The organism is Paenibacillus sp. FSL H3-0302 (genome assembly GCF_037982245.1).
Taxonomy (GTDB): domain Bacteria; phylum Bacillota; class Bacilli; order Paenibacillales; family Paenibacillaceae; genus Paenibacillus_AQ; species Paenibacillus_AQ odorifer.
Genome location: NZ_CP150284.1, coordinates 3,816,569 through 3,831,224 on the forward strand (window position 1 = coordinate 3,816,569; position 14,656 = coordinate 3,831,224).

The 14,656-nt window shown below is 44.2% G+C and carries 14 protein-coding genes; 3 read left to right on the forward strand and 11 right to left on the reverse strand.

Annotation, left to right across the window (positions count from 1 at the left end):
- Nucleotides 1-4: 4 nt before the first annotated feature.
- Together MHH50_RS16900 and MHH50_RS16905 are read right to left on the reverse strand one after the other, a co-directional pair.
- Nucleotides 5-730 (reverse strand): ATP-binding cassette domain-containing protein, encoded by a 726-nt coding sequence (locus MHH50_RS16900; protein ID WP_036687647.1) that lies wholly within the window; start codon nucleotides 728-730, stop codon nucleotides 5-7.
- A 90-nt stretch (nucleotides 731-820) separates the two neighbouring features.
- Nucleotides 821-1,975, reverse strand: a complete 1,155-nt coding sequence (locus MHH50_RS16905; RefSeq protein ID WP_076130060.1) for an MFS transporter — start codon at nucleotides 1,973-1,975, stop codon at nucleotides 821-823.
- A gap of 160 nt (nucleotides 1,976-2,135) precedes the next feature.
- On the opposite strand from MHH50_RS16905, the gene MHH50_RS16910 reads away from it, so the two are divergent.
- From MHH50_RS16910 to MHH50_RS16920, 3 genes are all read left to right on the forward strand, one after another.
- Entirely contained in the window at nucleotides 2,136-3,053 is a 918-nt protein-coding gene (locus MHH50_RS16910) for a helix-turn-helix domain-containing protein (RefSeq protein ID WP_340033161.1), read from the forward strand.
- A gap of 36 nt (nucleotides 3,054-3,089) precedes the next feature.
- Entirely contained in the window at nucleotides 3,090-3,836 is a 747-nt protein-coding gene (locus MHH50_RS16915; protein ID WP_340033162.1) for an HAD family hydrolase, read from the forward strand.
- Between the two features lie 108 nt (nucleotides 3,837-3,944).
- On the forward strand, nucleotides 3,945-4,652 hold the full coding sequence (locus MHH50_RS16920) for a DsbA family protein (protein ID WP_036687653.1): 708 nt from the start codon (nucleotides 3,945-3,947) through the stop codon (nucleotides 4,650-4,652).
- Nucleotides 4,653-4,794: 142 nt separating this feature from the next.
- On the opposite strand, the gene MHH50_RS16925 is transcribed toward MHH50_RS16920, so the two are convergent.
- From MHH50_RS16925 to MHH50_RS16965, 9 genes are all read right to left on the reverse strand, one after another.
- Nucleotides 4,795-5,751, reverse strand: coding sequence for an ABC transporter ATP-binding protein (locus tag MHH50_RS16925; RefSeq protein WP_076130038.1), 957 nt, complete (start codon nucleotides 5,749-5,751; stop codon nucleotides 4,795-4,797).
- Entirely contained in the window at nucleotides 5,741-6,727 is a 987-nt protein-coding gene (locus tag MHH50_RS16930; RefSeq protein ID WP_076281726.1) for an ABC transporter ATP-binding protein, read from the reverse strand. The genes MHH50_RS16925 and MHH50_RS16930 overlap by 11 nt, the downstream gene beginning before the upstream one ends.
- 1 nt (nucleotide 6,728) lies before the next feature.
- Nucleotides 6,729-7,631 (reverse strand): ABC transporter permease, encoded by a 903-nt coding sequence (locus MHH50_RS16935; RefSeq protein ID WP_081383373.1) that lies wholly within the window; start codon nucleotides 7,629-7,631, stop codon nucleotides 6,729-6,731.
- Nucleotides 7,632-7,667: 36 nt separating this feature from the next.
- Entirely contained in the window at nucleotides 7,668-8,630 is a 963-nt protein-coding gene (locus MHH50_RS16940) for an ABC transporter permease (RefSeq protein WP_036687660.1), read from the reverse strand.
- Nucleotides 8,631-8,705: 75 nt separating this feature from the next.
- The gene (locus MHH50_RS16945) at nucleotides 8,706-10,847 is read right to left on the reverse strand and encodes a peptide ABC transporter substrate-binding protein (protein ID WP_076130036.1); all 2,142 of its coding nucleotides are present in this window, start codon (nucleotides 10,845-10,847) and stop codon (nucleotides 8,706-8,708) included.
- Between the two features lie 548 nt (nucleotides 10,848-11,395).
- On the reverse strand, nucleotides 11,396-12,262 hold the full coding sequence (locus MHH50_RS16950) for an SDR family oxidoreductase (RefSeq protein ID WP_340033163.1): 867 nt from the start codon (nucleotides 12,260-12,262) through the stop codon (nucleotides 11,396-11,398).
- A gap of 2 nt (nucleotides 12,263-12,264) precedes the next feature.
- Nucleotides 12,265-12,768 (reverse strand): hypothetical protein, encoded by a 504-nt coding sequence (locus MHH50_RS16955; RefSeq protein ID WP_175619959.1) that lies wholly within the window; start codon nucleotides 12,766-12,768, stop codon nucleotides 12,265-12,267.
- Nucleotides 12,769-12,884: 116 nt separating this feature from the next.
- Complete coding sequence (locus MHH50_RS16960) at nucleotides 12,885-13,445, reverse strand: MarR family transcriptional regulator (protein ID WP_076279322.1); 561 nt, start codon at nucleotides 13,443-13,445, stop codon at nucleotides 12,885-12,887.
- Nucleotides 13,446-13,644: 199 nt separating this feature from the next.
- The gene (locus tag MHH50_RS16965) at nucleotides 13,645-14,511 is read right to left on the reverse strand and encodes a GNAT family N-acetyltransferase (RefSeq protein ID WP_340033164.1); all 867 of its coding nucleotides are present in this window, start codon (nucleotides 14,509-14,511) and stop codon (nucleotides 13,645-13,647) included.
- Nucleotides 14,512-14,656: the final 145 nt, after the last annotated feature.

A 14,656-nucleotide genomic window follows, 5' to 3' on the forward strand; every position in this document is an offset into this window, starting at 1 on the left:
AACTTTACAAATTTGCGCGTTCCTGAGACGTTAATCTACGTCCCTTTATATCATGCTTAATTCGTCCATCTTCTAGTACCCATATACGTGAAGCGAAACGTTCAGCCAGTTCAATAGGCAGCACCGTCACTACGGTAAGACCCGTCTCTTTACACAGTCTGCGCAAAGTTTCCAATACACTTTCTGCGGATTTGGGGTCCAGACCCGTAACCGGTTCATCCGCTAGAATTACTTTGGCACCATGAGTTAATGCTCTAGCAATCGCTACACGCTGACGTTCTCCACCGCTTAGCTGGCTAGTCTTCATCTTCGCTTTGTCTAGAAGTCCAAGGGCATCTAATTCATCCATCGCACCCATATAATCATCTGAACGAACCATCCCTGTAACCATACGCCACATTGGCGTCTGTGCGGACTGGCCGATCAGCACGTTTTTCAGCGCTGTGCGGTTAGGATTGAGCTCTGCATTCTGCTCCAGGTAAGCCCACTCCCGTCGAATTTTTCTTTTTCCGGAAAAGGCACTCGCCATAATATCCGTACCGTCCACTCTAAAATTCCCTCTGTCCCACTTCTCTCGCAGCGCTAAACAGCGTAATAAAGTGGTCTTACCGCTCCCACTCGCTCCAAGTATGGCTACGAGTTCACCCGGCTCTAATTGAAATCCTATATCCTGCAGGACCGGATTTTTGTCTTCCCCAACTGCCTTGGCTAAGTGTTCAACTGTGATCATAGTTCAGCCTCTCCCTGTCTTCATCTATAATCTATAGTGTACTCTGAATGTGAGTTCAATTTCCATGCGAGCACTCGTTCTTATCTTACCTCAATTTCTAGGTTGTGGCGAGAATAATAACCCCAGCAAGCCGAACACGATATATAAACCACCCATCAGGGCGAAAATACCGCCGCTTAAGCCCACTTGCAGCAACAAACCACCAATGCCGGGGCCGATAATACTGCCAATACTAAAATGGAAAGAAGCAACCACATTAGCAGCAGGCAGTAGATGTCGTGGCAAAATATCCGCGGCCAGACTTAGCCCTAATGAGAAAAAGGAGCCCACTAATCCTCCTGCGATCATCAGAAGTACCATTGTCAGCGTAAAATGATCACCTGCCAGCGGCAACATCGCAAAGGCGATCCCGCCTCCGATCCCGGCAATAATCAGTACCCGCTTGCGGCCAAACCGGTCGCTCCACAGACCTAATGGAAACTGCAGAAGCAGTCCTCCAATCCCCGCAAAAGGCAATAACGCTGCAATTTGATCTGTGCTGTAACCGATACGCAGACCATATACCGGAAAGCTGCTATTTAAGCTGGCTTCCATAAAGCCATATAAAAGGGCTGGAATTAAAGCGAACCAGGCTAAGCTGTAACAACGACCGAAACGGCGAACCTGGCTTTCACCACTCTCCGCTTTATCTGGCCGGGAATCCGGCAGAATTGTAGTCACAAGGATTAAGACTAACAAAAATAGAAATGCGAGAACAATAAAAGGCACGGCCTGTCCATAACGCAGCAGACTTATCCCAAGTGGTCCTAAGCTAAAACCCAGACCATAGGACATGCCATATAGTGAAAGATTACGTCCGCGATGCTCGGCAGGTGTCATAAGCAGAACCCAAAGCTGGGCCCCGTAATTAATCGCAGCATCGCCCACACCCACAAGCAGACGCAATACAAACCATACCTTGATCCCTGTAAAAAAGGGAAACATGAGCAAGCTTACTAAGACTAAACTAATCCCACCAGCTATCAATTTTTTAAATCCAACCGCTCCAAGAACACGTTCAGCAATCAAGGTCATCCCAAATGATCCTATGTATAGTGCAGCAGCATTCAGTCCGTTCAGTGACGAGGACACTCCTTTTTGCTCCAAAAGAATGGATAGAATGGGCAGCAACAGCCCTTGGCTAAGCCCTGCGGCTATAGTAGCGGTAATAAGAATCATGAAAGTCATTTTGCTATTACTTCGTATAGATACTTTAAGCCGGTCTGACACGGATGATATCCCCCTATAATAAAAACAATGATGTGATCTAACGCCAATTGGCAAACACCGAACATTATAGTGGACAACCCTCTTCAAAACAAGAGATAATATGTAGAAGTTACGGATTTCTGGGGGTGCATGTTACATGGATTACGAATTAAAAATCGACGTATCGCCGGTTTATGAACTGTTGGACAGTTTTATGATATATGTAACCAGAAAATGGATCTCCAATTTAGACCTCGGTCCCCACTGGGTTAGTGATGTGGAAGATCGCATTACTCCTCATAAAGTAACAGCTCTCATGCAAGCTGCCGAGTGGCCATTTACAGATTATGATGTGTTATATGCTTGGGTTTACAGCCGGGGGCCCGCAACATCAGTGCTGCATTTCCTGGATGATCTGGATTCAGCTTCTATAGAAGAGTGTTATCAGCAGATCGCACCGTTAATTCATGATTTCACCATAGATGAAGCTTCCCGGATCAAGAGCAGCTATAGTCCGCTTCTTAGACTCTGGTATGAGCAATATTTTCGTCATGTAGAACACAAGATTTTACCGTTATTAATTGAAGATGCCTCTGAGAAAAAAATGCTGGAAAGCAAAATGGACCCTATTTCTTTAATTGAATATGCATCCGGTGGTGTAGTTTTCGAGGATATACGGGATCTTAAGACTATAGTATTATTGCCTACCGTTCATAATCGACCAATTAACACCTACTGCTTCTACAACACTATGGTGATTGTACAGTATCCTGTAGATGTGCCATTGGAAGATGAAAATGAACCACCGATGGTGCTATTGCGCATGACCAAGGCACTGTCAGATCCAACCAGACTCCGATTGCTTCGGTATGTCGCCCATGAACCCAAATCTCTATGGGAGATGCAATCCGATCTAAATCAATCCAGAGAAATGCTTATGCATCACCTAATGATCCTACGCGTAGCCGGTTTACTCCGTATCCATCTTCGCGGGGAACAAGACGAGCGCTTCAGTATCCGTCCAGACGGCGCTTCTGAGCTTCAAATGTTTCTAGAATCTTATATTCACCTATAGAACACTATACAGATACAGATCCAAGGAGTGAGAGATATGAAATACACAACTCAACAAGTAATTTTCGATCTAGATGATACGCTGGTTCATTGCAACAAATATTTCGATTTAATTTTAGGGCAATATTTCGAGCTCATGACTGATTGGTTTAATAAATTTGGTCCAAGCACCAGTGAATTACGCAGCAAGCAAATAGAAATTGATGTTGATACCGTCAACACAAGTGGCCTGGCCAGCGACAACTTTCCCAAATCCTTAATCGCCACCTACCGTTATTTCTGCGCCAAATATAACCGTCCGACAGATCGCTTTCAAGAGCAGCAATTACACAAGCTCGGCCTAAGCGTCTATGACCAAGAAATTGAAGCTTACCCTGGCATGGTTGAAACACTCGATACGCTGAAGCAAGAGGGTCACCATTTATTCTTGTATACTGGCGGGGACGACACCATTCAGCAACGTAAAATTGAACAAATGAAGCTGGATGCTTATTTTGACGATCGTATCTATATTCGGAAGCATAAAAATGTTGAGGCGCTTGAAAATATTTTGGCTACCCAAAGCTTTGACCGCAAACGTACCTGGATGATTGGCAACTCGTTACGTACAGATGTACTTCCCGCAGTTACCGCAGGCATCAACAGTATTTACCTGAAGCAGCAAAATGAATGGAGCTATAACCTTATCGAGCTGGAGCAAGAGATGCAGCAAGCCGTGATGACTATTTCGTCCATCCACGAGGTGCCCCCTGTCATTCGCTCAGCCGCTAAATTCAAAAACTAATAACTAGCTACAACGTTACGTAGCATTGTTACAAATGACATATCTTCACTACCTACTGGATGATTATACTATTTTTATAGTATTCCTATATTGTCTAGGAGGTGAGATATGAATAAGAAAGTGTCAGCTAAACAATCTCAGACCAAAAGACCTTTGCTTCCCATGATATTAGGTGTCGTTGTTGTAATCCTTCTCGCTGTAATTGTTTTCATCTTAAGCAATAAGACTGATGATACAGCAGATCTACCCAACTACACCGACGTAAAGGGAAGCATTGTTGTTGATGGGCTGAAATATGAGAAGCAACCTCATCTTGGAAGTCCTGATGCCAAAGTTAAAGTTATCGAATTCGCAGATTTCAAATGTCCCGCCTGCAAAATGTGGACTGAAAAGTATCTGGATACTTTTATTAAAGACTACGTAGATACCGGAAAAGTGGAACTTTTCTTCATGAACTTTGCATTTTTGGACCGGGACTCTTATCTTGCCGCTAGCGCCGGCGAAGCCATCTACAAGCAAAGCAACGAGAAGTTCTGGGAATACCTTCATAAGCTGTACGCTAATCAAGGCGATGAGAGCGAAATTTGGGCCACTCAGAAATTCATTTTAAAATTCGTTAAGAATAACATCGAGGGCATTGATTACGCCCAATTTGAAACAGATCTCAAGAATCATACCTATATGTTCGATGTAAAAGAAGACTTTAAGATCGCTGGTTCCTACGGAGTCAACGGTACTCCTAAATTTATGGTGAACGGAGTGCTGCTTCAGGATTCTTCGTATGAAGGGTTAGCAGCAGCGATTGACAAGCAGTAATCAGTCTTTAAACTGCGCCCTATAAGCTGTTCACTTTGAAAAAAGTGACCTTCTTACAGGGCTTTTTTGTGTGTATGAATTAAAAAAGATGACTTCTGTGATATACAGAAGTCATCTGCTGATTACTTAATTAAGCCACTGCTTATTCTACCAAATGACACACGGCACTATGACCTTCTGACACGATTTTCCGTTCAGGCTTGACAGCCATACATACATCCGAGGCAAAAGAACACCGCGGATGAAAAGTGCAGCCACTTGGTGGATTAAGCGGTGATGGCACCTCGCCTTGAATCGATACCATCTGCTGCTTCTGCTCCACACTATCCGGAATCTTCAAAATCGAATTTAGCAGGACCTGCGTGTAAGGATGCGTAGGTTTCTTGAACAATTCATCCGCCGGAGCTTGCTCAACCACCTCTCCTAAATAAAGAACCGCGATATCATCACTCAAATACTCCACTACTGCCAAATTATGCGAAATAAAGATATAAGTCAGGTTAAACTCCTTCTGCAAATCCTTTAGTAATTGAATGACTTGAACCTGAATAGATACATCCAATGCGGACACCGGTTCATCACAAATGAGCAATTTGGGATTCAGTGACAACGCTCTGGCAATCCCAACCCGCTGCAATTGTCCACCTGACAGTTCATGCGGATAAGCGTATTGGACTTCAGAAGGCAAACCGACCCGCTCAAGTAATTCGATCACACGCTCATGCCGGCTTACTTTAGTTCCAATTTTGTGGATAGCCATTGCATCTTCAATAGCGTCTCCTACCGTCATTCTCGGACTGAGACTCGCCTTGGGATCCTGGAAAATAATTTGCATATCCCGGCGCATCGCCCGCAGCTTCTCTTTATTTGCCTTTGAGAGCTCCACGTCCTCAAAAAATATTTTTCCTTTGTCAGATTCGAGTAGACGCAGAACCATTCGCCCTAAGGTTGATTTTCCTGAGCCACTTTCCCCAACAAGCCCCAGTGTTTTCCCCGCTTCCAGGGTAAAAGAAACATTCTCGATGGCATGCAGCTTTTTTCCTTGTACCCGAAAAGTTTTCGAGACATTTTCTACGCGCAAGAGCGGATTATTGGGCATAGGAAGCGACCTCCTCAGCATGATGGCAGGCGATCTGATGATCGGTGCTAAAATCACGAAGCTTGGGAACTTCATTCTGACACCGTTCAGTTGTATAGAAGCAACGATCGGCAAATGGGCAGCCGGTCAATGTCTGTGTAAGTGTCTTTGCCGTCTTTGGAATAGGCATTATTTCTTTTCCCTTGTGGCCCACTTCGATAATGGAGCGTTTCAATCCAAGTGAATAGGGATGCGCCGCCTCACTTATGAACTTGTCCGTAGTGGCTTTCTCCATGATTTGGCCCCCGTACATCACGATGATTTTGTCACAAAAGTTGGTCGCAAGGCCAAAATCATGCGTTACCATCACTACGCTCATCCCATGTTTTCTGCGCAAATCCTGCAATAGTGCAAGAATCTGCATCTGCACAGTGACATCAAGCGCGGTTGTTGGCTCATCGGCAATCAATAATTGCGGTTCACATGCCAAAGCAATAGCAATCATGATACGTTGGCGCATCCCCCCGGAAAATTCGTGAGGATAACTTTTAAATCGTGATTTAGGATCCGGAATCCCCATTTCATGCAAGAGCTGAATGGTGCGGTCAAAAGCTTCCTTCCGGTTTGCATATTGATGTGTCAGCATGGCTTCCATTATTTGATCCCCGATACGCATGATCGGGTTCAAGCTGGTCATCGGATCTTGAAAAACAACGCCGATGTCACGTCCACGAATATCTTCTAATTGTTTGGGACGCATTTTAAGTAAGTCCTTACCATTAAACTGAGCTGTCCCCGATGTTATTTTTCCATTTTCACGGATGAGCCCAATTGATGACATCAATGTAACTGACTTACCGGAGCCACTTTCACCAACAATCCCCAAGGATTCATTTTCATTGATCGAAAAACTGACGCCGTTTACGGCATAAACTTCATCTTCACTGCGGGAGAACTTCACATGAAGGTCATCAATAGAAAGTAGCGGTTCACCCATATTAATTGCCTCCTTTCGGACTGAATGCTTCCTGGAGACCGTCTGCTACAAACAGAAACGAAAGCAAGGTTATTGCAAAGATACCTGCCGGAAAATACAGCAGCCATGGAAAGCCGAGAATATTCTCACTGGCTTGAGCAATCATACTCCCAAATGAAGGGATTGGTGGCCGAAGCCCCATGCCAAAAATACTTAAGCCTGCAATCTGGATGAGATCACCGGGAATCCCGAAGGCGAGAGAGACACCCATACTGCCGATAACATTCGGCAACATATACCGTCTGGCAATATGCGCCTGAGATGCGCCTAACGCTCTTGCCGCTTCCACCATCTCCCCGTCCCGCATACTTAGGACCAGACTTCGGATCAAGCGTGCATACCCCGCCCAACCCGGAATTCCAATTGCTAGAATCAAAGATAAATACCCACGTCCCAGCATAATGACTAATATCAAGGCGAACAAAAATCCCGGCAAGGTCATCATAAAATCCACAGCACGCATAATAATCATATCGGCGATTCCGCCGCGCAATCCGGCCCACAAGCCCAATATGATCCCGATAATGAAGCTGACCAAAGTCGCGCCAAAAGCAATAATCAGAGCGCTTCGAACACTGAACAGAATCTGGCTGAACATGTCATGCCCCACATTATCCGTACCAAAAATATGCTGCCAGGTCGGCCCTTGATTGATAGCCAAAAAATCTCCCGTGCGATAGTCATATGGGGCCACCCAAGGTCCAATGATCCCCGCGATCAAAAAAAGGATAACCCAGACCAAACCAATAACGGCAAGACGATGTCTTTTAAATCGCTTCCAACCTTGATAAAACTGGGATCTCTGAAGATTCTTTTTTCTCTTCAAAGCTACATCCGATTGAGTTGCTGCAACTGTGCCAGCCAATTGCTCCCCCTCCTAGGTTCGTATAGTCTGTGCCGCTTATAATCTGACACGCGGATCAATAAAGGCATAAATAATGTCAACGAGTAAATTCATAATCATAATCATGGATCCCAGCAGAAATACAGATGTGATGGCGAGCGGATAGTCGAAACTGGTAAATGCCGTCTGCATCACCTGACCAAGCGCTGGAATGGCGAAAATTTGCTCCACCCAGATCGTGCCCATCACGGTAAAAGCAAATTGAGGTCCGATGACGGTTATCATCGCAGTCAGCGAGTTTTTGACACCATGCTTAAAAATCATCGGCCAATATTTGACCCCCTTAGCTTTTGCGGTTCGCATAAAATCCGACCTCATGGTTTCGATCAGACTGCCCCGCATATATCTGGCAACAACACCGACATTCGCCGCAGATAAACAAATAATCGGCAAAATTGCTTGCCTCCAGTGACCCCATCCCGTTACAGGCAAAATTCCTTGAAACACAACACCAAATAACAAAACCATAATCACCGCGAGAACAAATGCCGGAATAGCCTGACCCGTCAATGAGATGGTGCTTACCACATAATCAATCCAAGTGTTACGTTTGAGTGCTGCAATAATGCCAAGCGGAACCCCGATAATTACCGAAAGAACAACAGATCCAAAGGCCAAAAGTGTACTGATCGGCAAAGCCTGCTTCAGTTGAGTCGCAATTTGCAAAGAAGGATTCTGCATCGAATTACCGAAATCGAAGGTTAATTGATGCCAAATATACTTCATGATTTGTTGCCACAGCGGTAAATTCAAACCATACCGGCTTTGAAACTGGTCCATGACTTGTTGATAGAGAACAGGGTTTTGCCCTTGCAGCGGAGCCAGTGCCGTAGCCATGGTATTCGTATTCATGAAACCGCCAGGTGAATAATACATCATGGTATAGCTAACTGAAATGACCAAGATTAAAGTGATAATAATTTGTAAAATGCGCTTTGAAATAAATTTCAATATGGTCAAATCCGACCCTCCTTTACCGATTCACGGGCACCATAATTGGCGCCCGCGATTGGTAATTATTCAACCCATTTAGGATTATTCTACAGATAAAAGATGTAGCCCATAGAAGTTGCCCCATGCCCAAGGATTTGATTGCACTCCTGTAATGCCGGGTTTTACCAAGAAGTATTGCTGTTGATAATACAACGGAACAGCATAAGCTTCTTCGAGCAGGTTATTAACTACCTTAGCCGCGATAGGAGCAGCGTCTTCGACGGTCAGCGCATTTACGAATTGCGCTTGCCACATTCTCAAATCTCTTAAGGTATCAGATTGATAACTGTTGTAATATACCTGTACATCAAGTGCATTTTGATTCAACTTGCCACCTGGCGCGTTTGGTGCTACGAAGGTCCAAGCGGTTACAAAGGCGGCATGTTTTTCATCGTTATTTTTAGCATTTTTCCAAAGGTCTACAATCTGTTGCCATTGTTCAGCGGCCGTTGGAAGCCCCGGTTGTTTCAAATAAGGCTGCCAATCTGCAGGCTGCTCTGCTGTCCATTTATCCAAAAAGGCGATATCCTCTTTAGCAGCTTTTTCTAATGCTGCCCAGTCGCTCCATTCTACACCGGCGTTCTTATTATCCGGATCCCCATATTTTTCAATAGCCGGTTTATAATAAGTTTCCTTGGTCCAATCCACGAATTGTTTCGTAGCTTCTAGCGGGGCATCCAGTGTTCCTATGGAATATAGTTGCTGCGTTGCACCCATGTCCAAACTTCCTGGTTCACTCCAGTTGGTTGCGCCCGACGCCAGAATAAAGCCTGGTTTTGCATCGCCCTGAGGTCCGCTGTACTGATAAGCGTTAAACTGCGCCTCATTGAGCTGAACTAGCTCTGTTTTGATACCAAGATTTTGTTGCAGTAATTGACCTAACGCCAAAGCGATTTGTTCACCCTGAGCATCTACTTGCTTGACCCCAACATACAACGATAGGGTTGGCAGACCTTTACCGCCTTCATAACCAGCATCCTTCAATAATTGTTTGGCTGCCTCGAGATCTTCCGGAAGTCCTTGCTCCAGTTTTTCCGTTGGCCAACCTGGTGAAGCAAAGATATTGGTCGCCCCGCCCATGCCGTTCAGCACCGATTCTACGATCGGTTTACGCTGGATCGCTTTGGCGATAGCCTGGCGCACCTCTTTTTTGTCATATGGAGATTCCGTTGTCGGGTTGCTCCAGAGCAAATATTTGATTGCATAAGTCGCTGCAGTATACAGCTGGGACTTTAGCTCCTCCGTTTTCTTCACGTATTGTAAATCAGACGCGCTTTGGATTAGAACGACATCTGCATGGCCGGACATATAATCCTCCACCGGTACGGTTGTCGCCGGAAGAACATGGATGGTCTCTACATTGCCGTGATTAAGCTGGCCGGCTGCACCTACATAATTCGGATTGCTCACCATGACGAGTTCACCGTTAGGTGTAAAAGATTTAACCATGTAAGGGCCATTGCTCACAAAATTCCCCGGTTCAAACCACTTACCAGGGTTCGCTTCGACCGCTTTAGGATTCATAGGCATCGACCCGGAAAGAACCATATCCCCCAGAATAGCGTGAGGCAGCGTGGTCGTAATTTCCAGCGTGTAATCATCAACTACTTTTAGACCAACTTCTTCTTTACTTACAGATCCGGCATGGTATGCATATCCGTTCTTCACAAAATTAAGTACGCTTAGCCAAAGTTGTGCGGTTGTGTTAGCTGGATCCAATTGATACATATAAGAAAAATAAAAATCATGGGCGGTTACAGGATCGCCATTTGACCATTTGGCATCTTTACGGAGGGTAAACGTCCAAGTTTTTTTGTCATCTGAAACGGTATAACCTGTCGCAATTTTCGGAACGATTTCATTATCCTGATTGTAGCCATAAAGCCCTTCGAGCAAAGTTCCTTGCCCTACCAGAATTTGTCCTTGCCATTGTGTAGGATCGAGCGTCGGGATCTTTGGATTGAAAACGGTTACCGAACTTCCCGCTTTAATTTCAAGATCAGAAGCGCCTTCATTCTTAACTGCCGTTTGACCTACATCACTGGTTGCTTTTACCGAAGTATTGCTATTACCTGCAGCATTTTTACCGTTCTCATTGGCACTATTAGAGGAATTACTGCAAGCAGTCACAGATAACAAAGAAAATGACAGAAGTAGAGCTAAGAACGCGTTCTTTTTTTTCATCCTCAAGTGAACCCCCTCATACATAGTCATAAAACAAAAAACTAACATTTTATTATCTTGTTATCTATGATGTTATCCTTCACCTTTTCATGCTTTGCCCCCCTAAATTTAAACTCCGATGTTTGTTTGTGAACTTACGAATGTCTTCTTTTGAATATCACTTAGGAAACTAAGAGTAATCGCTTACATTCTAAAATTTTCCACAAAGATTGTCAAGAAAAAAAGTTACGTTAGTTAGCATAACTAGTTATTATTAATATAACTTAATCTTATAATATGAATTTTTCGTTAATTTTTTATTAGATTTTTTAGTGTTATTTCGTAAATAATACTAACTTATTGACGAATTTTAGCTTATTTCTTGTAATGCTGATATAAATGCTATAGAAGAACTAGTTCTATGAGTTGAGTTCCTTAGGACATAATAAAAAGAGTGCATCCCGGCAGTCATTTTATGACCTTTGGGATACACTCTGAACCATTTAGATATGGGAATCGGAATAAAATACTGTTATCGATACAAATATCAGAATAGGTGGACTCCGCCTCTACCGGAAATTATCTAAACACTCATGTAGAAAGGCGTCTAGTGTGCGTGGATCTCTGCCGAGTAAACGCTTCACAGTGTCATTTGGACTTTCTGGCACCATCCTAGACATGGTTTGAATTTCCACAACGTGGTTCGCGAGCCAAGGAGGCAGATTCCCATGCTCAATAAGATTACGGAGTAGTACTTGAGGGTCCATGTTGATGTAACTTATCGGCCGATTAAGCAGGGCAGATAGTCGACTCGCGATCTGGGGATAACTGAAAATCTCCGAACCAGTAAGCGTATATATATGGCCTGATACCTTGTCGTTGGTCAGAACTTCTACGGCAACGTCTGCAATATCGCGACAGTCAATAAAGTTACACGGTGAAACGCCCATAGAGCCGAAGAAAACATTTTGGGTTGTGATCGTTGGTGCAAAGCGCATTAAATTTTGCATGAACGCATAAGGGCGCAATACGGTATGGGTGATACCCGATACCCTCAACGTGTTCTCAATTTCTTGATGCCAGCCCGCCACTGCCACTGGAGCGCTCTGCTCAAAGGCTGGACTGGATATTTTTACGATATGTTTGATTCCAGATTCGGTGGCAATCTGAATGATTGAGGTTTCCAATTCGATTTGTCTTGGACTGTTGGACATGGCAAGGAAGAGCTGGCTAGCATCTGTAAACGCGCGTCGCAGCGATTCAGGATCGGAAGCATCTACCCTTGCGACCTCAGTAGTCGATCGGCCTTTTTCTCCGATTTGATCACGCAACTTCTCTGGCTCTCTACTCAGCGCCCTGACAGGTACACCAAGATCAACCAAACGTTCCAAAAGCGCACTTCCAATCGTACCTGTTGCTCCCATAATAACTATCATTTTTATCTTCTCCTTTTGGATGAAAAATTAGTTGTGACGGCAAGTCGCCACCGCCATGTCACTATCGTGCTCGCTATGAATCCAGACAACGGGAAATCGATCCAGACACGATTTACCCAGACCAAGTGATTACTCGGTATCATAATTTCTACTACAACAGATGTTACCCATGCAGCGTATAGCCCAAATGAGGACCCGGCCATTGCGAATACCCCTACCACAACCAAGTGAGGTGCACCGATGACCCATCGCAAATGGCCCACTCGACTATGCAACAAAAGTCCAATCATCAAGGCCATCAAGGCGGATGCACCGCCAATAGTGGTCAATGCCGCTATTTGAAGCCCCCTATCTGCAGTAACCAATCCCCCGATACCTGCCATAATGGCAGGAGCAGCATAGGCCATTACAACTTCACGCCATAGTACAAAAGTCTTTTTCTTGGAACCAACAGCCTTGATGCTGTAAACATCATCTGTCTGATTCGGGTATTTCATCTGGTTCATTTACTTGCTCCCTTCTTCTTTGAAATAGTTCAACGATTGATTTCAGCGAACTATAATTAGGCGCCTAACTATATAAGAGTAAAAATAGGCTAGCTTCACTAGCCCAATTCTACTCATTACTGATGTTTCCCCTTTGGTTTCGAGCCTAATTCGCCCGTAAGTGCTGAAATGCCTTGTGTAACTCGACCTAGCAAGTCGAGAAATACGCTGCGTTCTTCGATGTTGAGCAACCCCACCATAGCTTCCAGCCGAGCGAAATGCTCAGGAGCCATTTCACGGAGCTTCTTCGCTCCTTCTTCCGTTAAAACGACTGATTTCTGACGGCCATCGTCTGAGCTTAATCGCCGAGATACTAGCCCATCTCGTTCAAGAATGTCGATAAGACCAGTCACTGTAGCACGTGTAACGCCTAGATGCTCCGCTAATTGCGAAGGCAACTCTTCTCCTTCGTTATCTTCAAGATCTGCCAATAAACGATAACGCCCTGTTGATAAACCGAATCTAGAGAAATGAATCTCCGAGGCGTGTCCAAGCATGGCTCCCGCTGCCATTAGCCTAGACGCGACGAGTATAGCCTGTGCGTCTATGTCTAGGTTATAGCGATCAATCTGACGCTTGGATTGTACAAGCGAGGGAATAGCCTCAATGTCGTTTATTTTTTTATTATTGTTGTTCATATATGTAGTATGGTCCCTAACTACTTTTGTGTCAACTCATTTTTTATACCTCGTCAACCCCGGAGTTAAACAGTTGCATTTGGTTGTAACTCTATATTTCTCCCAAAGCTTGATCAATCGACCTTCAAGATCTTCAATCCGTAGTGAATATTCTGCTCCTATTTTCTAAAGTAGTAGAAGTTCTGTCCGCATCATTCTACTATTCAAATTTTAACTGAAGCGAATCACAGATTGGCATATAGCCTATCTTTTGATAAATGCTATTAGATGTGGGATTTGCTAAGTCGGTATATAAGACGCATCTAGTAAACCCTTTATCCAATGCAAGTTGGCTTATTTGCGCCACAATTGAAGTTGCGTAACCCTTTCCGCGCTCATATGGAGGGGTATATACAAATGCCACGCCAATAGCCGTCTGCATCTCCCTTGTATATCCTGCCATAGAAACGGGTATCCCGTTGTCCTCTAAAATATATAGTTTTTTCGATGCTATTCGGTAGAGGTAAGGGTCTGCATCTTGCGGGATGGACATTTCTGTTTTACCATAACTCCCCGCTGCATAAAATGCTTCAGCCCAGTATGGGAAAAAGTGAATATCCTTTTTATCTAGCAATCGAATGATACCAACCTTTTGAATGTCTGGGTTTACTGCCGTAAGTTCATATATACGTTGGGTCATGATTGTTTTAAAGGTTGTTCCCTTGCGCAAAGTATATTCTTTGGCAAAATACTCTGCCAAGGTTTTTTCGGTCATCACACCTGGAATTTCACGGTCTTTCAGCCCATCTACCAGACAGTTTATAGCTTCTGGGTTAATTATGTTGTCTGTTGCATAAAGCGTAATATTGTGTGGCGGTGTCATTATGGCGGTAAGTTGTATGCCCCTAGCATCTGAAATCGTTACCATAAGCCAATTTACAGGGTCACGCCAGTCTGTTTTGTCTTTTCCTTCATGTCCAATTATGATATTGCCAAGAGGAATCAAATTTTGTGCTTCATGACGCATCAACATACCATAGGTATCATTGTAAAACTCATAGACATCCGTATACAACTTGAATTGCATTGCAATATCCCCCTTTCATCTGGTCAACGTTTTTCCGGATTTTTCGAACTAATCGTTCTTCTTACGGTTTGTTCATTTTTCGCCTGCCAATTTAATAATTAATTTATGAAGACGCAAAAAACCCCATCCCATTAGGGACGGAGTT